The organism is Sphingorhabdus sp. (assembly GCF_044354325.1).
Classification (GTDB): domain Bacteria; phylum Pseudomonadota; class Alphaproteobacteria; order Sphingomonadales; family Sphingomonadaceae; genus Sphingorhabdus_B.
Window position 1 is genome coordinate 1 of sequence record NZ_JBILAF010000001.1, and the last position, 21,392, is coordinate 21,392.

Genomic DNA, 21,392 nt, shown 5'->3' on the forward strand with positions numbered 1-21,392 from the left:
AATGCAACGGGGCCAAATGGTTCATTGTCCATGACGTCGGCCGACATGGGAACGTCCGCGAGCACTGTGGGCTGAAAGAAATAGCCCTGTTCCCCGCGTGTGCCACCCGCCAACAGCTTCGCGCCCTTTGACGTTGCATCTTCCACGAGGGCGGCGATGGCCGATGGCCGCCGCGCATTGGCCAATGGCCCCATGACGGTGCCAGCGTCCAATCCATTGCCGACCTGAACTTGCTTGGTATGCGCAGCAAAGCCCGCCACAAAGCGGTCATAGACGCCTTCCTGCACATAGAAACGCGTCGGTGAAATGCACACTTGTCCGGCGTTCCGAAACTTGGTGGTCGCCGACAAAGTGATGGCCTTTTCAAGGTCGCAATCATCGAAAATGAGCACAGGCGCATGGCCACCCAATTCCATGGTGGTCCGCTTAACGCCGTCTGCCGCAAGCTTCAGTAAATGTTTGCCCACGGGTACAGACCCTGTGAAGCTGACCTTGCGGATGATCGGTGATGCGATCAGGTGGCGGCTCACCATATCGGGAACGCCATAAATTAACTGGGCAACATTGCCCGGAACGCCGCCGTCGATGACGCACTGCATAATGCCGCTTGTGCTTGCTGGCGTTTCTTCCGGTGGTTTGGCGATGATCGAGCAGCCCGCAGCGAGCGCCGCAGCCATTTTCTTGCACAACAAATTGACCGGGAAATTCCACGGTGAAAATGCGGCAACGGGTCCCACGGGCTGTTTCAGCACAATCGCGCGTTGCCCCGTTGGCCGGACGAGGACGCGGCCATAGCTGCGCTTGGCCTCTTCAGCGAAATAATCAAACTGCGCGGCGCAGGACAGAACCTCGGTCCGCGCTTCGGCGAGTGGCTTACCCTGTTCAGTCGTAAGCAAAACGGCGATGCCCTCTGCCCGCTCACGGATGAGATCTGCAACCTTATGCAAAATCGCGGCGCGGGCATTTACATCAACGCCGCGCCAATATGCAAAACCCTTTGCGGTCGCAGCAAGCGCTTCATCGAGGTCTGCCGCGGTCGCCAGCGGCAACGCAGCGAGCGTTTCGCCAGTGGCCGGATTGATGACGGTGTGGCAATCGCGGCCTTCGCCCTTGCGCCAGCTGCCATCAATATAAAGGCCGAGATCGGTAGTATAGCTCATCGAATGTCCCGCAAATTTCTTGTCTTCTGTATGTAGGCGTCAGCTGGTGGGTTTGGAACCCCTTGCAAGCTTCAACAGCCAGAAAACCGGGAACCCAGCCAGCAATAACGCAACGCCCCAGATCAAGGCTTCGGCCCCTGCGCCATAGATCGTCCAGCAGGAATATAGTGCGGCGAGCAACAATATGGCTTTGAAACCCGCTTTGCCCGGCAACTGTCCTTTGGTCATCAAACGGAAAGCAGCTGCGGCGCATCCGAAATACATTACCAGAACAATGGCCGTGGTGAGTAAGATGAGAAATTCGAACATCGACGACATTGACCGGCTGCTGTTCATCAGGATGACCAGCGTCAAGAGTGTTGAGGTAAACAGATGGGCGTTACGCGGCGTACCATTGGCGCCTGCTTTGCCCAGAAATGCCGGGAACAGTCCGTCGCGCGCCAAAGCGGCGGGCATCTCGGCCTGACACATGATCCAGCCGTTTAACGCGCCAAGTGCGCTGATCGCGCCTACCGCGGCGATAGCGGTGCCGGCATTGGTGCCCGCATATATATTCACAAAGTCCGCAAATGGCGCGGCCGATACGCTGGTGATGGCGACAGGCAGCATCAGGACCACCGCGGAGCAGACGAGGATATAAATCACGCCAGCGCCAGCGGTTCCAAAAAGCGTCGCGCGGTTGATGGTGCGTTCGGGGTCCTGCACCTTGTCGGCGGGCACGGTCGCGAGCTCAAGCCCAAGCATGGCCCATAGGGTCAATATGGTCGCGGTGGAAATGCTGGTCGCGGAAATGTCTGCGGTCACAAATGGCCGGACAAGCGCCGTGCCTTGGGTCGCAAGGACATAGGCAGCAAGCCCGATCACCGCGACCAGAGGCAGCAGCTTTGCGATCGTCCAGACGATCTGAACTTGCCCCGCAAGCTTGGTTCCGCGAATGTTGATGAGCGTAAATGCCCAAATAATCGCGATCGTTACTGCCGACGATACGCCATGCGTTCCGACAACCGGAAACAATTGGCTCAGATAACTTACCGCAGCGGTGGCGATGGCGGCGTTGCCGACCCACATCGAAATCCAATAGGCCCATGCAATCGCGAAGCCCGCGCCGTCGCCGAAGGCAGCGCGCGTATACGCATAAGGCCCGCCTGCCTTTGGCAAGGCCTTGCTTAATGCGCCAAACACCGATGCCACGCACAATGCGCCGCCAATGGTGATCAACCATCCAATAACGGAATTCCATCCCAAGGGCGCAAGGCTCGCGGGTAACAGGAATACGCCTGACCCAATCATGCTGCCCATGACGAGCGCAAGTGCCATCCAAAATCCCATCGGACGGCTTGCTTCGGCTGTATTCTGCGTCACTTAAATTCCCCTGTTTCGGTACCATAGCTGGCACGGAAAAAGGGCAAAAGCCAATCTTTGTTTAGTGCGCCAGCAACACAGGGATGCCCAATTCGCCCAGCATGAACCGTGTCACGCCGCCAAACAAGGTTTCGCGCCACCGCCCATGGCTATAGGCGCCCATGACGAGTAAATCGGGTCGCCACGCATTTACTTCAGCCAGCAACCGTTCTTCGACGCTGTGATCACCCTTGGCCGCAACCGCTATTTCGGCGCGGACGCCATGGCGCGACAGATAGGTCGCAGCGTCGGTGACAGGGAATTCTTCGGGTACGGTTTCGACCTCTGCAATCCGCACATGCAATGCCGCCTGAAGCAACGGCAATGCTGCGCGCAAGGCGTTGGCTGCTTCAAATCCGCCGTCATATGCCACCATCGCGCGGTCCCATGAGATGCGCTTTGTCGATGCAGGCACCGCAAGTACGGGCGTTCGCGACGCTGTGACGACATCGCTGACCCATGCGCGCGCGGTGCCGGGTGCGCCGGCTTCATCCAGCGACATAACCAATATGTCCGCCAGTCGCGCTGCGTTAATCAATGCATCGGATGTCGTTCCGTCAAATATCTGCCAATCCCAGGGCACATCCTCCATTTTTAAATGCGCGTCGGTGCGTGCGCACAGCTTTCCGCGTTCGGTTTCGGCTGCATCAAAGGCTTCGGCAATGAAATGCGCTCCGCCGAACATATCAAACGCCACATAGTCCTGCGTTGGTCGCGGCAAGACAAGCGTCATATGTCCGTTGAAACGGCGGGCAAGATCAAGCCCGGCCTGCAACCGGCTTTCAAAGGCTGCGTCTGCGCCAGCATGTACCATGATAGATTTCATCATCATTTCCTTTTCTTACGCCAGAATAGGCCGACTCAGATTGATGCGATTGTGTCTAGGCCGATGCCGAGCAAAGTCTTTGATCGATATCAAACACCGCAAAATGCTTCCAAAGGCCGATATATTATGTCAGCGATCACGGATGGATGACGCGGGACAGGCGAAGAACGATGTGATCGTGCGGGGCGCGCGCGTCACCGATGCTCAAACAATAGCCGACATTTATGCCCATCATGTTGTGAACGGCACCGCCAGTTTCGACACCGTGCCGCGTACGTTGGAGCAAACCGAACAGAAGATTGCGGACATTTTGGCCCATGGCTGGCCGTTCTTGGTTGCCGAACGCGAAGGGGTGATATTGGGCTATACCTACGCAACGGCATTCCGCGACCGGCCCGCTTATGGGTTCACTTGCGAAAATTCGATTTATGTGCGCGCGCAAGTTGTCGGGCAAGGGATCGGTGTCGCATTGATGCGCCGGCTGCTTGATGAGGCGCACGCATGTGGTTTTCGTCAAATGATTGCCGTGATCGGCGGCGGAGAGCCTGCGTCGGTGGCGCTACATACGAAAATGGGATTCACTTTCGTCGGCCGGATGCGATCGGTTGGTCGGAAATTTGGCCGCTGGCTTGACAGCGTGTACATGCAGGCCGAGCTTGGAGAGGGAGACCGGACCGCGCCAGCGCGCGAGCCGGGGTGAAGGAGAGAAGATGATGGCAGAGTTTGAATTGGTCGCCGACGGCCTGCGCTTCCCGGAAGGCCCAGTCGTCATGCCCGACGGCAGCGTCATTTTGGTCGAAATCGCCGAGGGGCAGATCACGCGGGTGCGGCCCGACGGCAGCAAGTCGGTCGTTGCGAAAACGGGCGGCGGCCCCAACGGCTTGGCGCTTGGTCCCGACGGCAAATTATACTGCTGCAACAATGGCGGCTTTGAATATATGGAAGCCAATGGCTTTCTCGCGCCGCACGGCATTGCGCAGGATTATTCCGGCGGCCGGATTGAACGTATCGATATCGATACCGGCGCAGTCGAGATACTTTATAAATCGGGTGACTTTGGCTGCAGTCTGCGTGGCCCGAACGATATTGTTTTTGATGCGCATGGCGGGTTCTGGTTCACCGACCATGGCAAGATCGATTATGCCAAGCGCAGCCATGATGTCGTCGGCATCTTTTATGCGAAGGCAGATGGCAGCCATTTGGAAGAGGTCATCTTTCCGTCGAACAACCCCAATGGCGTTGGCCTGTCGCCCGATGGCAAGACATTATATGCCGCCGAAACTTATACCTGCCGGTTGATGAAGTTTAACATCACGTCGCCAGGCAAAGTTGCGCCGGATGCGGGTCCGGGCGGGCCGGGGATTCCGGTATATCGTCCAGCCGGGTATAAATTTTTCGACAGCCTTGGCATCGAAGCAAACGGCAATATCTGCGTCGCAACGATTGGGGAGTGCGGGATCAGCGTGATTTCTCCGGATGGCGAGCTGGTCGAATTTGTCGCAACCGATGATATCTTCACGACCAACATTGCGTGGGGCGGAGGCGATATGATGGACGCCTATATCTGCCTGTCGGGCAGTGGGCGTCTGGTTAAAACCCGTTGGGCGCGGCCGGGGCTTAAGCTGCAATATTGAGATCGGATTATCGCACATGCCACGGCACAAGGAAGCGCATCTTATTGACCGCATCGGCTGGCTGCGTGCATCCGTCCTTGGCGCGAATGACGGCATTGTTTCGACCGCCAGCCTGATCGTCGGCGTGGCGGCGGCGCAAGCGTCACCCGCGACCATATTGATGACAGGAATTGCGGGCCTCGTGGCGGGTGCGATGTCGATGGCCGCTGGCGAATATGTGTCGGTCAGTTCGCAGTCCGATACCGAAAATGCCGATCGGGCCCGCGAGACCGAAGAGCTGGCGACTATCCCGGACAAGGAACGCGAGGAACTGGTCGGCATTTATGAAGCGCGCGGGCTCGACCGGGCGCTGGCGGAGCAGGTTGCGGACAAGCTGACCGCCCACGACGCGCTCGCGACACATCTGCGCGATGAACTTGGCATGGCAACGCATAGCGCGGCGCGCCCCGTGCAGGCGGCTTTGGCTTCGGCTGGGTCATTCGCGATTGGCGCGGCGCTGCCCTTGGCCATGGTGCCCTTGTCACCTGCCGCCACGCTCAGCTGGACCGTGTCGATTGCGGCGCTGTTGTTCCTTGCCATTCTGGGCGGTGTCGGTGCGAAAGCGGGCGGGGCGCCTATGGGTAAAGCTATTTTTCGGGTGACCTTTTGGGGTGCAATTGCAATGGCGGCAACTGCAGCGATCGGATCGCTGTTCGGCACAACAATCGCCTGAGGCATTGCATGACATTTAATACGGTAATTTTTGACTTCGGCGGGGTAATCACTTCGTCACCGTTTGAGGCGTTTAACCGGATGGAGGCCGAACGCGGCTTGCCTAAGGACTTCGTCCGACGGGTGAATTCGGTAAATCCGGACAATAATGCCTGGGCCAAATTCGAACGCGCCGAATGTAGCGCAAGTGAATTTGACGCGCTGTTTGCTGCCGAAGCGCTGGCACTGGGGCATGCATTGGACGGTGCGTCGGTTATCGCCTGCCTTGCTGGCGAAATCCGTCCAGACATGGTGGCGGCGCTCGACCAACTCAAATCGCTTGGCTTTGCGCTGGGGTGCATCACAAACAATGTGCCGTCGGGCAAAGGCGCAGGCATGGCGGTGAGCGACGCAAATGCGGCTGCGGTGGCGGCGGTGATGGGCCGGTTCGACCATATCATTGAATCGAGCAAGGCGGGCGTCCGCAAACCTGACCCGCGCATATATCATATGATGTGTGATGCGCTCGCCGTTTCTCCGCGACAATGCATCTACCTTGATGACCTTGGCATCAACTGCAAACCCGCAGCAGCAATGGGCATGGCTGCGATCAAGGTCACCAGTGGCGCACAGGCGCTCGGCGAATTGGGTGCGCTATTGGCGTTGACCTTCACACCCGTTGACGTCTAGGCGGGAGCTGTTCCGTCTCTCCCAACTATTGGAGCACTTCATGGCGAAAAAACTTTTCCCGGACGCAGCATCCGCGCTCGACGGCCTGCTCAAAAACGACATATTGATTGCCAGCGGCGGCTTTGGCCTGTGCGGCTTGCCCGAACGGTTGTTAGACGCTGTTCGCGATAGTGGCGTGACTGGCCTCACCTTTGTGTCCAACAATGCCGGTATCGACAATGAAGGCATCGGCAAGCTGCTGCGCACCAAGCAGGTGAAGAAGATGATCTCATCCTATGTGGGTGAGAATAAAGAGTTTGAACGGCAGTATCTGGCGGGCGAGCTTGAGGTGGAGTTTTGCCCGCAAGGGACGCTGGCCGAACGGATGCGCGCGGGTGGCGCTGGCATACCCGGTTTTTATACCAAGACAGGCGTCGGCACTTTAGTGGCCGAGGGCAAGGAAGTGAAAGATTTTGGCGGAGAGGAATATATCCTCGAACGCGGTATTTTTGCTGACCTGTCGATCATCAAAGCATGGAAAGCCGATGAAAGCGGTAACCTTGTCTTCCGCAAGACCGCCCGCAACTTCAATCTGCCCGCCGCCACCTGCGGCAAGGTGTGCGTGGTTGAGGTGGAGGAAGTGGTGCCGGTTGGCAGCCTTGACCCCGACTGCATCCATTTGCCCGGCGTCTATGTGCAGCGCATGATCGTTGGCGCGCCTTATGACAAGAAAATCGAGTTCCGCACCGTCCGCGAAAGGGAAAGCGCATGAGCTGGACCCGTGACGAAATGGCCGCCCGCGCTGCAAAGGAATTGCGCGACGGATATTATGTGAACCTGGGCATTGGCATCCCCACGCTGGTGGCCAACCATATTCCGGCTGGCGTCGAAGTGACGCTGCAGTCCGAAAATGGCATGTTGGGCATTGGCCCGTTCCCTTTTGCGGGGGAAGAGGATGCTGACCTTATCAATGCAGGCAAGCAAACCATCAGCGAGCTGCCGCAGACCGCCTATTTCGATAGCGCCGCTAGCTTCGCCATGATCCGCGGTGGGCATATTGACCTGACCGTGCTGGGTGCGATGGAAGTCGCGGAGAATGGCGACATCGCCAACTGGATGATTCCCGGCAAGATGATCAAGGGCATGGGCGGGGCAATGGACCTTGTCGCTGGCGTGAAGAAAATCATCGTTGTGATGGAGCATAATGCCAAGGACGGTTCGCCAAAGTTCATCCCCGCATGCACATTGCCGCTGACGGGTAAAAATGTCGTCGATATGATCATCACTGATTTGGCGGTGTTCCAACGCCCCGACAAATCGTCGCCGTTCAAGCTGATTGAAGTCGCGCCGGGAATTACCGTTGATGAAGTCGCAGGCAAAACGACTGCAGTTTATGAGGTCGCGATTTAATCGGTACGATGCGGCGTTTCATTATATCCTTGATTGCAGCCTCTGCATTGGGGCTGGCCAGCTGGTATCTTTTACACTCGGCGCCGGAGACGAACCAGGTCGCGGTGGTGCTGCGCAAATTGGCAAAGGCACCCCCGAATTTGCCCGACCAGCCGGACGAATGGCGCGGTCGGATCGATTATGGCAAACTCGACCAGCAATTTGCTGCGCTGACGCAGCGTTCCGAAATGGCTGGGCTCGCGGTGGCAATCGTTGAGGAGGGCGAACTGCGCTTTGTGCATAGCTATGGCGTTGTTGATCGTTCCACCGACGTCCCTGTTACCAATAATACCGTGTTCCGATGGGCTTCCGTCTCCAAGACCGTCGCCGGCACGCTGGCCGCATCGATGGCGAGCGAAGGCGCGGTTGATCTGAACAAGCCGGTGTCGAGCTGGCATAGTTCGCTGCGTTTGCCCGATGGCGCGGAGTCGCGGATCAGTTTTGCGCAGTTGCTGGCGCAGCAGACCGGTCTCACCAAAAACGCGTATGATGAAAAGCTGGAGGATGGGCAGGACCCGCGCGTTATTCGCGCCAGTCTGGCAGAAGCGCCGCTGCAATGTACGCCCGGGACTTGCCACACCTATCAGAATCTAGCGTTCGACACGGCCAGTGAGATATTGGCCAAGGCGGGCAAGCGGTCCTTTCCCGATCTGGTCGGCGAGCGTTTCTTTTTGCCGTTGGGTATGACCAGCGCGAATTACGGCATGGCAGGACTGACCGGCGCGAAGGATTGGGCCCGGCCGCACAGCGGCAGCAGCGTCCGCACATTAAAGGAAAGCTATTGGCGCGTGCCGGCTGCGGCGGGGGTCGAAAGCAATATCGTTGATTTCTCCCGCTGGTTGCAGGCGACGATGGGCGAGCGCCCTGATGTGCTGCCTGCTTCAACGCTTCGATTGGCGCAGGCCCCGCGCGTCAATACGGCGCCAATCTATGGCGGAGAGTTGCGGCAGGCAAATTCAGATACCCATTACGGGCTTGGCTGGCGCAGCTTCACTTATGATGGGCGGCAGTTTGTTGGCCATTCGGGCGCGGTCGATGGATATCGGGCAACGCTGATTTTCGAACCCGCAACGCGCACGGGCGTTGTCGCCATGTGGAACAGCAACTGGGGCACGCCCTTCCGCATTCCTTTCGCCGTTTTCGACAGCTATCATCAGCGCACAGATTCGCGTTGGCTGGAACTCAAAGATTAGCTGGCGCACCCAATAGCCCATTTTCACGGGAAAGGCCGTTTCCAATGACCTACACGCTGATTACCGCAAACCGCAATTACTCCAGCTGGAGCTTGCGGCCTTGGGTGTTGATGACGATGCTGGGCATCCCGTTCAAAGACCGGATCGAGCCTTTTACGGCTGATATTAATTACGAAGCCTTCCGCGCATTTTCGCCGACGGGCCAAGTGCCTGTGCTGTTGGACGGCGAACGGACTGTCTGGGACTCGCTCGGTATCACTTTATATTTGGCTGACCGGCATGAAGGTGTCTGGCCGCAGGATCCTGCCGCACGCGCATGGGCGCAATGCGCCGTGACCGAAATGCACGGCGGCTTTTCTGCTTTGCGCAATGATTGCACGATGAATGTCGGCGTTCGGGTGAAGCCAAAGCCCATGTCCGCCGCCTTGGAACGCGATGTCGCGCGGATAGCCGAGCTTTGGGCGCAAGGTCTTGATAGCTTTGGCGGTCCGTTTCTGGCGGGGCCGCATTTCACCGCCGTCGACGCATTTTTTGCGCCCGTTGCGTTTCGCGTGCGCACCTACGGTCTTGATGTCGGCCATGCTGGACAAGAATGGGTGCACCATATCCTCGCCCTTCCCGCCATGCGCGCGTGGGAAAAGGATGCGCTGACCGAAAGCTGGCGCGAGGCTGGGCATGAAGCAGAATTGCAGGCCTGCGGCGAAATCATCGCCGATTACCGTCAGGCCTAAAAAAGGCCGCCCAAAATGGGCGACCTTATTTAGCTGCCTAATTTGAATTAGACCTTGTCGCCGGCAACGCCCTTGATCGAGCCTTTGAGATTTTGGGCTTCGCCCTTGTGCTCTTGGGCTATGCCTTCGTCTTTCAGGTGCTCGTTATGTGTGACTTTGCCCGCAGCCTGCTTGATGTTGCCTGCGATTTCATTGCCCAGGCCTTTGGCCTTGTCTGTCATTTCGCCCATAGCGTAAATCCTTTCTGCGTCGTCTGGCCGCGCGGAAATTGCTGGCCAGTACATCAGTTAAAATCGGCGCAAGCGTTTTTGGTTCCGGCCGTCGCCCCCGTTAGGCTGTTGCCAGCAACGCTTCAGCGAATGCGGTGCCATGGTCGGGCGCAAAGCGCAGGAAAAGCGATGGTTCGATCAGCTCCAGCTCCATCAAACGGAATATACCATCGCCATCGCGCAATATGTCGACCCGGGCATAAGCCAGCGTGCCCGTGCCGGTGATGGATGCGGTGGCGGCGAAGGCGCGCTGTGCCAGATCTTGCGCTGCGGCAGGCGGTGTCACCGCCGCTTCATAGCCGCCATATTGTTCCTGCACGCGGAAATCGCCCGCGGCTGGACGCTTAATGATGGCGTGGCTGAAATTGCCGCCAAAGTAGAAGAGCGAATATTCGCCTTCCTCGGCTATCGTTGGCAGATAGGGTTGGATCATCATGCGCTGCCCGGCGACCGAGCCGGGAATGCCTTCGCCAAGCGTCAGCCGGAACGTCCCGTCGGCACCGCCCGAAATAGGCGGTTTGACCACGAGCGTGTCGACGGCAAAATTGGCGCGGGCATGGTCAAGCGCGGCGGCATCCAGCGCGTCACTTACCAATGTTGGTACGGACGATATGCCGAGCGCATCCAATTCTGCCAGATAGGATTTATCGCTGTTCCACCGCAAGATGCTGACCGGATTGGACACGGGGATGCCCTCTGCCTCCAACCGGTCAAGCAGGGCAAACCAGCGCGAACAATCGCGCGGATATCCCCATGCCAATAATGGCGTGACCAAATCAAAGCCGCTCAAGTCGTCCGCCTTGGTCCAGTCGATAAAGGTCGCCTGATCGCCCAACAGCCGCGTGTAGTCCGCCTCTATATGCGACCAGTTTTCTTCATATTCGGGGACGGGGGCGAGAATCGCGATCTTTGGCACGGTCATTCACCCGCCATCTTCAATATCTCTTTCCATTCGGATTCACGCACGGGCGCTACCGACAGACGCGATTGCCGCAGCATTTCCATTTCGGCCAGATTTGGGTTCGCCTTTATGGCCTTTAGCGTCACCGATTGGGCCAACTTGCGTGACGGCTTGACCTTGACCGCAACAAAGCGCGCCTTTTCATCTGTTGGGTCGATGAAATGTTCTTGGCTGATCGTGATGATAGCAACAATCTCAAGCCCGATATTGCTGTGGTAGAAAAAAGCTTGGTCGCCGACCTTCATCGTGCGCAGGTTTATCGCCGCGCTATGGTTGCGCACGCCGTCCCAGGTGCCTTCGCCTTCGGCCACCAAATCATCATAACTATACACGTCGGGTTCGGACTTCATCAGCCAAAATTGTTTTGCCACTATCTACTCCTTTTCGCTGGCAAGCCTTTAAGGCAGGCAGTAACACGCTGTCCATGACACATATGCCCGTTATTTCTTTGCGCAGCGGCGATGCCGACGCGCTTGGCCAGCAGCTTGGTAGCTCTTTCCAGACCTATGGCTTTGCGACCGTTGTCGATCATGGACTTGATCCGGATCTGGTCGCCAAGGCCTGGGCGCTGACGAAACAGCTGTTCGAACAATCCGAGTCGCAAAAGATGAAGGGGTTCGATACCGCAATTGCGGGCCAGCGCGGTTACACCCCGTTCAAAACGGAAATAGCCAAGGGCGCGGACTATCATGATCTGAAGGAATTTTGGCATGTCGGGCGTGATGTCGCGCCGGACAGCCCATTGGCGGGATCGATGTTGCCGAATATCTGGCCAGATGTTCCCGAGTTTAAAGAGACGTTCCAGTTGCTCTTTGCCGAAATGGATAAGGTCGGCGCGCGGATATTGTCCTCGATCGCCCGCTATCTCGATTTGCCCGCGGACTGGTTCGACCCGACGATTGAGGATGGCAATTCGATTTTGCGGTTGCTGCATTACCCACCAATCGCCGGTGACGCCGAAGGCTGCATCCGCGCCGGCGCGCATGAGGATATCAATCTGATAACGCTCTTGCTGGGTGCCGAAGAGGCCGGGCTGCAGATTTTGCGCCCCGACGGCAGCTGGATGGACGTCTCGCCACCTCAGGGCGGTTTGGCGGTCAATGTGGGGGACATGTTGCAGCGGCTGACCAACCATATGTTGCCGTCGACGACGCACCGTGTGGTCAACCCGACGGGCGATCGTTCGCGGTTCAGCCGCTACTCCATGCCATTCTTCCTGCATCTGCGGTCTGACTTCCCAATCGCCACGCTGCCGCAATGCGTGAGCGCCGAAAACCGGAATCGCTATCCCGACCCGATTCTCGCCGATGATTATCTGCGCGAACGTTTGATCGAGATTGGTTTGCTTAAGGCATAAGGTCGCCGCCAAAGATCGCCACCGCCCCGCGTTACATTGACAAGCTTCACGCAAAGACAGGGGTGTAACTGTCCAGTCTGTCAATTTAGCAGTCCCGCCATAATCCTCCCCATCGCAAGTGGATGGGGAGGATTCACGCGCATCACGGTACCAGCGTTCATCCTCGCTCCGCAGCGCGCTGCGCAATATCCGCATATCGGGCTCGCCATTCACCGTCACGGACCCGCCGCGCAGCACGCGGACGGTGGTGACGCCGAAGATTTAGATACTCGCAATGCCGCGCTTGCGCCTCTGCGTGAACATCTTTCGGGAACGTGGATTGAAGGCAAGCTTGGCGGCAACAATTGTGTCCGGATTTGAACCAAGATGACCTTCGGGCGTTATCCCAAGGCGCAGCATGTGAGGAGAGGCTGCATACGCGTGCGGTACGTTCTGACTGCTTCGCTGACCCTTGCGGTTGTGGCCATGTTCATTGTTTATTTGGAGTCCCTATGACCAATATTGAAAATCTGATCGATCCCGATCCAAAACCATATAGCCCACCAAATGAAGTTCCGGGCACTTCGCCCGATGAAGTCATCCCGGGCCAAGGCGATACCGATTTCCCCGGAAGCATTCCCAACGAAACGCCAATGGAACCGCCGGTCACTGATCCAAATTAGGATGGCAAAACCAACAGGGCTGCGCGGATGAACCGAACAGCCCTGCTTGGACTTTTAGCGTGTTTCAGCCTGCCGTTCCCGGATTGAACGATGGCGGGTCGCTGGCGGGGAAGGATGCATCTGACATGTCATCAACATCGCCCCAATCGTCACCGGGATTATCCCGCATGAATTTAGCCCCAGCGGGGCGCGTTTGATCGAAATTTTCTCGGTCAGTTTCGTCATTTGCGAACGCTGCGGAAAATTCATTTTTCCACTCTTCAGCCTTCGGTAACCATTGATTACGGGTGGCATATAGGCCGGCGCCAACGGCGACGACTGCGCCTACGACCGAGGCAACGGTGCCGAACCAAGATGGCAACCGCGATGTGCGTTGACCTTTTGGGCGACCCCCTCGGCTTTTGGCGGATTTGGCTGTGGTCTTGGGACGCGACGCTTGGCTCAGCTTACTTTTATGGGTTGCCGTGCCTTGCGCGGATCCGTTGTTACTATTGTTCATCGATTTCTTCTGCGTATCTGAATTGGCCATGATGTTCGCTTTCCTGGTGACTTTGGTTTGCTCAATGAATGTTAACAAGTCGGCAGAGGCATCGTTCCGCGCTACACCTTCCATTAAGGGCGATTGAACGATTTGGCCGTAAAGCTGGAACCAATCGGCACGAGCACTGTTTTCCCCCGCACTCTGAAAGGGAGAACGAACATGAATATCATTATTCTCTTGGTTGTCGGCGGTATCTTGGGTTGGCTTGCCAGCATCGTCATGCGTACCGACGGTCAACAAGGCATTTTCCTGAACATCATCGTCGGCATTGTAGGTGCCTTCCTTGCAGGATTCATCATCACGCCACTTATCGGCGGCGCGCCCGTGACCAGCGGTGCCTTCGACATCCGGTCGTTGATCGCATCGTTCCTTGGCGCGGTGGTTCTATTGGCGATCGTTAATCTCTTACGTCGCGGTAGCGTCCGTTAATTTTGAACAGAGGGAAATATCTATGAAAAAGTCCATTATGATTCTCGCCGCGTCTTTGTCGCTTGCCACACTTGGCGCATGTGACGGAGCAACCGAAAATGCACAAGAAGATCAGGCTGATGCCGTTCGTGAGAACGCGGAAGTCCAAGCAGACGCTATGGAAGAAAAAGCCGATGCGACTGACACAAAAGTCGACGGCATGGATACGGCCACTGAAAACAAAATGGAAGCCGATGCACAAGCGGTCCGTGAAAAGGGCGACGCAAAGGCTGACGCGATGGAAGATGCCGCTGACAAGCAAGACAAATAAAACGTCTCTTAGTCGAACAAAAGGGCTCGCCGGGAAACTGGCGGGCCATTTTATTGCCGCCGGATGCCAAAGGTCGGTTAAGTGCCTATGAAGCGCTCAGCAAAGGCGATTTATGGTGATATGCTTGGCTTGGGTTGTGGAGTATCTTTTGCCGCTTCCTTCGCGCGTTTGCGTGGCGCTGCTTTCACGCGCAGTGGTTCATCAGGCCCATTGATGAGCGCGGTCAAGGCAACGCGGCCACGCGCAAGCCGGCTTTTTACTGTCCCAATAGCGCAGCCCGTGATTTCGGCCGCCTCTTCATAGCTCGCACCACCTGCACCAACGATCATGAGGATTTCGCGCTGCTCCGCGGGCAATTTTTGCAACGCCTTTTCGACATCTTGCATATGGATATAGTGCTGTTGCGGCGGAGCCTCGACCAACAGCCGTTCTGCGGCCTCGGGATCCCAACTTGTCATGCGCGCATTTTTGCGCATCGTCGTGTAAAACTGGTTGCGCAATATCATGAACATCCAGGCGCGAAAGTTGGTACCAGGAGTGAAGCTTTCATGCGCGGCCCACGCCCGCATCATGGCCTCTTGCGCAAGATCATCGGCAAGCTCCCGATTTCCGCACAGGCCACGCGCAAACGCACGTAACGACGGAATAATCGCGATCATTTGTGCGCGAAAATCAGCGGATGCATCCGACTTTTCGGACTTAGGGATCGGTTCCGTCGCGGAACTACTCACTGGAACTTCTTCGACGCCGACATCTTTGCGTCAATCATATCCAGCAGGTTCAAAAAATCGTCAGGGATAGGTTCATTGGCAACGCTCTCGTGCATTTGACGCAGTGCAGCGGTCAATGGATCGAATTCAAAATCCATGTCTTCACCAATCGCGCCAAGCGGTTGCTTGCCCTTATTACTGCTCACTAGTTGACCCTCCCAGGTGCTTACTGCATCGGAAAATCTGACCGCCTCCGGGTGACCATGTCCTGAAGGAATTCCCATGGTTCAATACCATGGACCGGGCTGAAACTGATGCATTTTCATATGCGATAAAGTCACGACGCGAGATAATGTTCCATCGCAGGGAACAAAAAAGCGTTTCAAACGTATAGCATTGGATAACAAAGGGAGTGATCATGTCATTTAGGCAACAACTGGCAATGCAATTGCCATACCTACGGCGTTACGCACGTGCACTGACGGGGTCACAGACATTGGGGGACGCAGCAGTACGCGAAACGCTCGAAGCGTTGTTGGAAGCACCCGAAGAGTGGGATGACGCAGCACCGGTGAAGACGGAGTTGTTCAGAACATTTCACCGCATTTGGCGTAGCGACATGATCGTGCCGCTCCAATCACGCGGCCGCAGCGGTGTCATCGCCGAATTTCCGATAAAGCGCCGTCAGAGCCTGCTTTTGTCCACGGTTGAAGGATTCAAGGCACATGAAGTGGCCAAAATATAGGGCATTTCGGAATCCGACGTAAACAGCCATGTTGTCGCTGCCCGAAGCGCCATTGAAGATGCGCTTTGTGAGCGCGTGCTCATTATTGAAGATGAAACGATCATCGCATTGCATATCAAACAGATCGTCGAAAATCTGGGGCATGAAGCGATCGCAATCGTCCGGACACGCGCAGAAGCAGTTGCAATGGCCCGCGATGAACGGCCTGAACTGATTTTGGCGGACATCAGCCTTGCGGACGGCTCAAGCGGTATAGATGCCGTAAAGGATATTCTGGCCGAACAGACCGTGCCAGTGATCTTCATTACAGCGTTCCCGGAAAGGCTACTTACTGGCGAGCGCCCAGAACCGACATATCTGATTACAAAGCCGTTTGAGCCCGCAACGGTCATTGCAACCATCGGTCAGGCGCTGCTGATGCATCGTGAAATCGATATAAATTCCGAAGCCGCATAGTTATTCGGGAACAAAGTTTATTAAAGGACGTTTGCCTTATCTGAATGACATAATCGTGCGCGAAGGTTCGCGTAAAACAGTTTACCCCGCCGGTCTCCCCCCCCACCATTAGACCGGCACCCTAAACACCCCGGCTTATGGCTGGGGTGTTTTTCTTTGTGCAGACGACATGCAAGATAAAATCCTCGTTACCGCTGGCTTAGCTTGCGGGCGTGTCGTTCTTCCCGTCACGCATCTGCTGTGGTTCAGTCTGCCCGTCTAAGGCTGTTTATGTTGCGGGGATTAACAGCTTTGGATCAATGCGCGCATTGTTCCATTTCATGCCCCAATGCAGATGTGGGCCGCTTGCCCGTCCCGTCGCGCCAACACGCCCGATGACTTGCCCCTGCTTCACATAATCGCCTTCTTTTACGAGCAGTTCGGAGCAGTGTAAAAATGCGCTGTTGAGGCCCATGCCATGATCAATCATCAGCAAATGCCCCTCCAGCGTGAAGGCATCTGTGGCCGCAAGCGTCACGACACCGTCCGCCGGTGCGACAAAATCTGTCCCATTCGGTGCGGCAATGTCCATGCCGCTATGATAGCTGCCGGGTATCCCGTTATAGATACGCTGCGCGCCAAATAGGCCAGACGTCCGGCCAGCCACTGGGCGCATAAATGCCTGCCGCCAGCCATTACCCAGCGTGGTTTTGGCCCGCGCTGCATTTATGCGTTCGAGCTCCGCGCCGCGTCTTGCCGCAAACTCTGCCGTTGTTTTTGCGCCGCCCGTCGGGTTCGCAGAAACATGTTCAATCCGCCAGTTGCCCGGTGTTATGGCCAAAGTGCGATCCAGCGTTCGGCCATCGGCGAATGTCGCGGTCAGGATCGCGCTGCTTTCTGCATCGCGGTCAAAACCCATCAGGAAAAAGCCGTCGGCTGTCAGCGGCAGGGCAACGCCGTTAAGCGTGACGGACAGTGCACCGCTTGGCGCTCGCGCGATGACGAGACCCCCTTGTATCGCTGGCGCAGACATCCAGAAATCTGTGGGGGCAGATGGCTGTTGGGTATTTGCGGTTGGTGCGGCCGCGACGCTTAATGGCTGCGCGGCGATCCCCGCGAGGGCGGCTAAAAAAATCCAGCCGGAACGCTGCAATCCATCAGCCCTTTTTCATCGTCGCGCGAACGGATGCATCGGCGCTGACATAGGGTTCCTGTTTGACGACGCTCCAATAGCGCAATTCTTCCAATGGAATGGCCTGCCCCGTTTCGGCGCACAGGACATGGTCGCCTGCGGTCAGCATACGAAAACTGTTTGCCATATAATGCAGGCGGGCGACTTTATTTTTGGAAGACATCAACATGTGGACATTATGGCGCATCGATACTGAATGGGCAATGCACGGCTTTACCCGTCAAACAAATTGCCTTGATTGACAGCCGCTTTTGCTGGCTTCGCCGCGGATATTCGCGGCGCAGGTCCGCCACTTACTTGCCCGCCGACTTCGCCATCGACAAACCTTAACGTCACGTCACCCGCTTTCACGGCGGCTTCCCGTGTCATGATGGTTTTGCCGTTCGCATCGGTCACGCGCGCAAAGCCGCGCTTAAGCGGGGCTTCAGGATGCAATGTGCTCACCAGCCGCGTCAACGCATCAAGGCGCTGCTGCCCTTGCTCGGCGCGCCGGAGCAGGAGGCGCGGGTGCAGCATCATCGCTGGCGCAGAAAAAGCCACTTCAGCCTTGCCAATTCTGGTCCGAAGCGATTGGCGAAGCCGTTCGGACAGGTCGTCTGTACGTTGCTGATGCGGGGCGGAAAGGTCTGACAGACGCGGCATCAGACGCCGCTGTGCCTCAAGCCGTTCGGCCGCAAGGTCGACCTTTTTGCGGACGACATTGGACATGCGCAGCCCGAATTGTCCCACACGTTGCAGCAAATCGCTGCGCACGGGAACGGCAATCTCGGCCGCGGCCGTAGGCGTCGGCGCGCGCAAATCTGCGGCAAAGTCGCACAAAGTTGTATCGGTTTCATGCCCGACTGCCGATATGATGGGTATCGTACAATCCGCGACGGCACGTACCACGGCCTCATCATTAAAGGCCCATAGATCCTCAATAGACCCGCCGCCGCGCGCGACGATGACGAGGTCCGGGCGGCGCGTGGGTCCCTCATGGGGCATGGCCGAAAATCCATGGACCGCACGCGCGATTTGGGCGGCGGCGCCTTCCCCTTGCACCAATACGGGCCACACGATCACATGGCTTGGAAAGCGATCAGCAAGACGGTGCAGGATATCACGGATGACTGCGCCGGTGGGCGAGGTTACGACGCCAATTGTACGCGGCAGAGACGGCAGCTTTTTCTTGCGTTCAGGTGCAAACAAACCCTCGGCGGCGAGCCGCGCCTTTAGCTTTTCAAACAAAAGCATCATCGCGCCTTCGCCCGCGACTTCCAGACTTTCGACCACGATTTGATAGTTGGACCGGCCCGCATAGGTCGTCAATTTGCCCGTGGCGACAACCTCCAGCCCGTCTTCCGGGGCGAAGGGCAGGCGCGCCGCTCCACCTTTCCACATGACCGCGTCCAGCCGCGCATTTTCGTCTTTGAGCGAGAAATAAATATGGCCCGACGCCGCGCGTTTGAAACCAGAAATCTCCCCGCGCACGCGGACATGGCCGAAGCGGTCCTCAACCGTGCGCTTCAACGCCAGCGATAACTCCGACACACTCATGGCCTGGGCATTGTCGCCGGGCCGCTCCTCGGCTAACAGGCGGGCAACTTGCGGGTCAGCATTTTCAAAGGGGTCATTTGCGGACATGAATATCTTGCTCATCGGATCGGGTGGACGCGAACATGCGCTGGCGTGGAAGCTCGCGCAATCGCCAAATTGCGATACACTCTTTGCCACGCCGGGCAATCCCGGGATTGCGGAAGAGGCTGATCTGGCTGCATTGAACATATCCGACCATGCGGCGGTCATATCCTTTTGCGCTGGGCATGATGTCGGGTTGGTCGTGGTCGGTCCAGAGGCACCGCTTGTTGCCGGCCTGGGCGATAGCCTGCGCGATGCGGGCATTCCCGTTTTCGGCCCCAACCAAAAGGCGGCACAATTGGAAGGGTCGAAAGGCTTTACCAAAGACATATGTGCCGCAGCGGGCATCCCTACAGCGGGCTATTACCGGCATGATAGCAAAGCGTCGGCACTGGCGGGCCTCGACGCATTCCAAGCACCTTATGTCATTAAAGCAGACGGCCTTGCTGCGGGCAAAGGCGTGATTATCGCGGAAACCCGCATTGATGCTGAAGCCGCGATTGAAGATATGTTCGGTGGCGGTTTTGGTGATGCTGGCGCGTCCGTTGTCATTGAAGAATTTATGACCGGAGAAGAAGCCAGCTTTTTCGCACTGACCGATGGCCGCGACGTGGTCGCATTCGGTTCTGCGCAGGATCATAAACGTGTCGGCGATGGTGATATTGGGCCCAACACGGGCGGCATGGGCGCATATTCACCCGCAATTGTTCTGACGCCTGCGTTGCAGGCGGAAGTGATGGACCGCATCATTAAGCCGACAGTGGCGTATATGGCGGCGCATGACATGCCTTATTCGGGCGTTTTGTTCGCGGGTCTCATGCTGACCGATGAGGGGCCAAAGCTCATCGAATATAATGCGCGCTTTGGTGATCCCGAGTGCCAGGTGCTTATGACACGTTTTGACGGCGACCTTGCCGCTTTGATGTTGGCGGTTGCGACTGGGAAGCTTTCTGAAGCGGCGGCGCCAAGCTTTTCGTCCGACACGGCATTGACGGTCGTCATGGCGGCGAACGGCTATCCCGATGTGCCGCAAAAGGGCGGCGCGATTGATCTGGCAGTTGTGTCCGGCGCGAAGGTATTTCATGCAGGCACGGCTGAAGTGGACGGGCAATTGGTGGCAGCGGGCGGGCGTGTGCTAAACGTTACCGCAACAGGGGCAAACGTGACCGACGCGCAGGCAAAGGCCTATGCAGCGGTGGATCAGGTCGTTTTCCCCGATGGCTTTTGCCGCCGCGACATTGGCTGGCGTGAGGTTGCGCGCGAAGCCGGGAACTAACGAAATCGCGCAAATGTTGGCGCGGCGGATTAACGCTTTCACGCCCTGCAAAAATTGCGTAACCCGTTGGCCACATTGAGGGATTTTCTGGGAGGAATATTATGTCCAACAATCTACTGATTATTATTATTGCGGTGGCCATTATTGCCATTTTAGGTTTGTGGTTGCTCGCGCGTAACGGTGCGAAGAAGACAGCTGCGCAGCCGAAAGACGTTGCTTCGCCACCACCTGCGGCAGCTGTTGCGAAGGCGCCTGCTGCGCCGAAGTTGACGGACGGTCCTGCGCCAGCGAAGAAAACCGCGAAAGCCAAGGTAAAGGCACCAGCGAAAGCTGCGGCAACAAAGGCCGCGCCAGCAGCTGCCGCGAAGCCAGTTGCGGCAAAGGCTAAAACGGCGAAGGTGCCTGCACCGAAAGCTGCACCTAAGGCTGCGCCGAAAGCTGCCCCAAAAGCCGCTCCGAAAGCCGCAGCGCCGAAGCCTGCTGCACCCAAGGCTGCTAAACCGAAGGCCGCAGTCGCGAAGGTCCCAGCACCCAAGCCAGCGGCAAAGCCTGCAGCAGCAAAGGCAAAGGCCGCGCCTGCGCCCAAATCCGCGCCGAAAGCTGCCGCGGCGAAGGTGAAGGCAGAAGCCGCACCCAAGCCCAAGGTCGCCAAACCAGCGGCCAAGGCTAAGGTATCGGTCCCTGACAATCTCGAATTGTTGAAGGGCCTTGGTCCGAAAGTGAACAATATGCTCAAGGCATTGGGCGTAACCAGCTTTGCCCAAGTGGCGAGTTGGACGGCCGCTGATGTTGCGGAAATTGATGGCAAGCTTGGCGCATTTGCGGGCCGCATCAGCCGCGACAACTGGATTGATCAGGCCAAGTATCTCGAAGCGGGCGATGTCGCCGGTTTTGAAAAGAAATATGGCGCGCTGGGTGGCGAAATCGCCAAAGGCTGACCTGATTATGTCTTAATGCGTTTTGGCCTTGGCTGAAGGTCGCCGCCACAATTGGGGCAGCGGCCATTCAGCGGGCCATTCACGCAGGGTGCGCAAAAGGTGCATTCATAGCTGCAAATCATCGCGTCGCCGCTGTCCATCGGCAGTGGCGATGTGCATCGTTCGCATGTGTCCCGCATTTCCAGCATCTTGTGCTC

27 protein-coding genes and 1 pseudogene are annotated in these 21,392 nt (G+C 57.3%); 15 read left to right on the forward strand and 13 right to left on the reverse strand.

Going from position 1 to position 21,392, the window contains the following annotated elements; translation table 11 throughout:
• From ACIQ0G_RS00005 to ACIQ0G_RS00015, 3 genes are all read right to left on the reverse strand, one after another.
• The coding region (locus tag ACIQ0G_RS00005) for an aldehyde dehydrogenase family protein (protein ID WP_397576117.1) at window positions 1-1,160 on the reverse strand (1,160 nt) is incomplete at its 3' end.
• Between the two features lie 39 nt (window positions 1,161-1,199).
• A complete protein-coding gene (locus ACIQ0G_RS00010) occupies window positions 1,200-2,522 on the reverse strand; it encodes an amino acid permease (protein ID WP_397576118.1) in 1,323 nt (440 codons plus the stop codon).
• Between the two features lie 61 nt (window positions 2,523-2,583).
• Window positions 2,584-3,393 (reverse strand): universal stress protein, encoded by an 810-nt coding sequence (locus ACIQ0G_RS00015; RefSeq protein WP_397576119.1) that lies wholly within the window; start codon window positions 3,391-3,393, stop codon window positions 2,584-2,586.
• A gap of 136 nt (window positions 3,394-3,529) precedes the next feature.
• On the opposite strand from ACIQ0G_RS00015, the gene ACIQ0G_RS00020 reads away from it, so the two are divergent.
• From ACIQ0G_RS00020 to ACIQ0G_RS00055, 8 genes are read left to right on the forward strand one after another with little or no spacing between them, the layout of a single operon-like run.
• A complete protein-coding gene (locus tag ACIQ0G_RS00020; protein ID WP_397576166.1) occupies window positions 3,530-4,087 on the forward strand; it encodes a GNAT family N-acetyltransferase in 558 nt (185 codons plus the stop codon).
• A 13-nt stretch (window positions 4,088-4,100) separates the two neighbouring features.
• Window positions 4,101-5,021 carry an SMP-30/gluconolactonase/LRE family protein gene (locus ACIQ0G_RS00025; RefSeq protein WP_397576167.1) on the forward strand — a complete coding sequence of 307 codons (921 nt, stop codon included), beginning with the start codon at window positions 4,101-4,103 and terminating at the stop codon, window positions 5,019-5,021.
• A gap of 16 nt (window positions 5,022-5,037) precedes the next feature.
• The gene (locus ACIQ0G_RS00030) at window positions 5,038-5,733 is read left to right on the forward strand and encodes a VIT family protein (RefSeq protein ID WP_397576120.1); all 696 of its coding nucleotides are present in this window, start codon (window positions 5,038-5,040) and stop codon (window positions 5,731-5,733) included.
• A gap of 8 nt (window positions 5,734-5,741) precedes the next feature.
• Window positions 5,742-6,401 carry an HAD-IA family hydrolase gene (locus tag ACIQ0G_RS00035; RefSeq protein ID WP_397576121.1) on the forward strand — a complete coding sequence of 220 codons (660 nt, stop codon included), beginning with the start codon at window positions 5,742-5,744 and terminating at the stop codon, window positions 6,399-6,401.
• A gap of 40 nt (window positions 6,402-6,441) precedes the next feature.
• On the forward strand, window positions 6,442-7,152 hold the full coding sequence (locus ACIQ0G_RS00040; protein WP_183939099.1) for a CoA transferase subunit A: 711 nt from the start codon (window positions 6,442-6,444) through the stop codon (window positions 7,150-7,152).
• On the forward strand, window positions 7,149-7,790 hold the full coding sequence (locus ACIQ0G_RS00045) for a CoA transferase subunit B (protein ID WP_397576122.1): 642 nt from the start codon (window positions 7,149-7,151) through the stop codon (window positions 7,788-7,790). The genes ACIQ0G_RS00040 and ACIQ0G_RS00045 overlap by 4 nt, the downstream gene beginning before the upstream one ends.
• 8 nt (window positions 7,791-7,798) lie before the next feature.
• Complete coding sequence (locus tag ACIQ0G_RS00050) at window positions 7,799-9,022, forward strand: serine hydrolase domain-containing protein (protein ID WP_397576123.1); 1,224 nt, start codon at window positions 7,799-7,801, stop codon at window positions 9,020-9,022.
• A 44-nt stretch (window positions 9,023-9,066) separates the two neighbouring features.
• Window positions 9,067-9,753 (forward strand): glutathione S-transferase family protein, encoded by a 687-nt coding sequence (locus ACIQ0G_RS00055; protein WP_397576124.1) that lies wholly within the window; start codon window positions 9,067-9,069, stop codon window positions 9,751-9,753.
• A gap of 47 nt (window positions 9,754-9,800) precedes the next feature.
• Here ACIQ0G_RS00055 and ACIQ0G_RS00060 read toward each other — a convergent pair whose 3' ends face one another.
• The 3 genes from ACIQ0G_RS00060 to ACIQ0G_RS00070 form a co-directional block, all read right to left on the reverse strand.
• Window positions 9,801-9,983, reverse strand: coding sequence for a CsbD family protein (locus ACIQ0G_RS00060; RefSeq protein WP_397576125.1), 183 nt, complete (start codon window positions 9,981-9,983; stop codon window positions 9,801-9,803).
• A gap of 100 nt (window positions 9,984-10,083) precedes the next feature.
• The gene (locus tag ACIQ0G_RS00065) at window positions 10,084-10,944 is read right to left on the reverse strand and encodes a RimK family alpha-L-glutamate ligase (protein ID WP_397576126.1); all 861 of its coding nucleotides are present in this window, start codon (window positions 10,942-10,944) and stop codon (window positions 10,084-10,086) included.
• Complete coding sequence (locus ACIQ0G_RS00070; protein ID WP_397576127.1) at window positions 10,941-11,354, reverse strand: EVE domain-containing protein; 414 nt, start codon at window positions 11,352-11,354, stop codon at window positions 10,941-10,943. Before ACIQ0G_RS00070 ends, ACIQ0G_RS00065 begins: the two co-directional genes overlap by 4 nt.
• A 47-nt stretch (window positions 11,355-11,401) precedes the next feature.
• Here ACIQ0G_RS00070 and ACIQ0G_RS00075 point away from each other — a divergent pair, with 47 nt between their 5' ends.
• Window positions 11,402-12,340, forward strand: coding sequence for an isopenicillin N synthase family dioxygenase (locus ACIQ0G_RS00075; protein WP_397576168.1), 939 nt, complete (start codon window positions 11,402-11,404; stop codon window positions 12,338-12,340).
• 491 nt (window positions 12,341-12,831) lie between these two features.
• The gene (locus tag ACIQ0G_RS00080; RefSeq protein ID WP_397576128.1) at window positions 12,832-13,002 is read left to right on the forward strand and encodes a hypothetical protein; all 171 of its coding nucleotides are present in this window, start codon (window positions 12,832-12,834) and stop codon (window positions 13,000-13,002) included.
• 64 nt (window positions 13,003-13,066) lie between these two features.
• Here the strand turns inward: ACIQ0G_RS00080 and ACIQ0G_RS00085 are convergent, their stop codons facing one another.
• On the reverse strand, window positions 13,067-13,531 hold the full coding sequence (locus ACIQ0G_RS00085; protein WP_397576129.1) for a hypothetical protein: 465 nt from the start codon (window positions 13,529-13,531) through the stop codon (window positions 13,067-13,069).
• A 171-nt stretch (window positions 13,532-13,702) separates the two neighbouring features.
• On the opposite strand from ACIQ0G_RS00085, the gene ACIQ0G_RS00090 reads away from it, so the two are divergent.
• Window positions 13,703-13,972, forward strand: coding sequence for a GlsB/YeaQ/YmgE family stress response membrane protein (locus tag ACIQ0G_RS00090; protein ID WP_324479627.1), 270 nt, complete (start codon window positions 13,703-13,705; stop codon window positions 13,970-13,972).
• A 22-nt stretch (window positions 13,973-13,994) separates the two neighbouring features.
• Window positions 13,995-14,282, forward strand: coding sequence for a hypothetical protein (locus ACIQ0G_RS00095; RefSeq protein ID WP_324479628.1), 288 nt, complete (start codon window positions 13,995-13,997; stop codon window positions 14,280-14,282).
• A gap of 110 nt (window positions 14,283-14,392) precedes the next feature.
• Here ACIQ0G_RS00095 and ACIQ0G_RS00100 read toward each other — a convergent pair whose 3' ends face one another.
• Together ACIQ0G_RS00100 and ACIQ0G_RS00105 are read right to left on the reverse strand one after the other, a co-directional pair.
• Window positions 14,393-15,013, reverse strand: coding sequence for a sigma-70 family RNA polymerase sigma factor (locus ACIQ0G_RS00100; protein WP_397576130.1), 621 nt, complete (start codon window positions 15,011-15,013; stop codon window positions 14,393-14,395).
• A complete protein-coding gene (locus ACIQ0G_RS00105) occupies window positions 15,010-15,198 on the reverse strand; it encodes a NepR family anti-sigma factor (RefSeq protein WP_397576131.1) in 189 nt (62 codons plus the stop codon). Before ACIQ0G_RS00105 ends, ACIQ0G_RS00100 begins: the two co-directional genes overlap by 4 nt.
• Before the next feature lie 212 nt (window positions 15,199-15,410).
• On the opposite strand from ACIQ0G_RS00105, the pseudogene ACIQ0G_RS00110 reads away from it, so the two are divergent.
• Window positions 15,411-16,193 (forward strand): annotated as a pseudogene (locus ACIQ0G_RS00110) (response regulator).
• Window positions 16,194-16,461: 268 nt separating this feature from the next.
• Here the strand turns inward: ACIQ0G_RS00110 and ACIQ0G_RS00115 are convergent.
• The 3 genes from ACIQ0G_RS00115 to xseA form a co-directional block, all read right to left on the reverse strand.
• Window positions 16,462-17,205, reverse strand: coding sequence for a M23 family metallopeptidase (locus tag ACIQ0G_RS00115; RefSeq protein ID WP_397576132.1), 744 nt, complete (start codon window positions 17,203-17,205; stop codon window positions 16,462-16,464).
• A 124-nt stretch (window positions 17,206-17,329) separates the two neighbouring features.
• On the reverse strand, window positions 17,330-17,533 hold the full coding sequence (locus ACIQ0G_RS00120; RefSeq protein ID WP_397576133.1) for a DUF2093 domain-containing protein: 204 nt from the start codon (window positions 17,531-17,533) through the stop codon (window positions 17,330-17,332).
• Between the two features lie 44 nt (window positions 17,534-17,577).
• Window positions 17,578-18,987, reverse strand: coding sequence for an exodeoxyribonuclease VII large subunit (gene xseA / locus ACIQ0G_RS00125; RefSeq protein ID WP_397576134.1), 1,410 nt, complete (start codon window positions 18,985-18,987; stop codon window positions 17,578-17,580).
• Here xseA and purD point away from each other — a divergent pair.
• Window positions 18,986-20,257 (forward strand): phosphoribosylamine--glycine ligase, encoded by a 1,272-nt coding sequence (gene purD / locus ACIQ0G_RS00130; RefSeq protein ID WP_397576135.1) that lies wholly within the window; start codon window positions 18,986-18,988, stop codon window positions 20,255-20,257. The two genes, xseA and purD, sit on opposite strands and share 2 nt — an antisense overlap.
• A gap of 101 nt (window positions 20,258-20,358) precedes the next feature.
• Window positions 20,359-21,195, forward strand: coding sequence for a hypothetical protein (locus tag ACIQ0G_RS00135; RefSeq protein ID WP_397576136.1), 837 nt, complete (start codon window positions 20,359-20,361; stop codon window positions 21,193-21,195).
• Window positions 21,196-21,200: 5 nt separating this feature from the next.
• Here the strand turns inward: ACIQ0G_RS00135 and ACIQ0G_RS00140 are convergent, their stop codons facing one another.
• Complete coding sequence (locus ACIQ0G_RS00140) at window positions 21,201-21,383, reverse strand: DUF1272 domain-containing protein (RefSeq protein WP_397576137.1); 183 nt, start codon at window positions 21,381-21,383, stop codon at window positions 21,201-21,203.
• Between the last annotated feature and the right edge of the window lie 9 nt (window positions 21,384-21,392).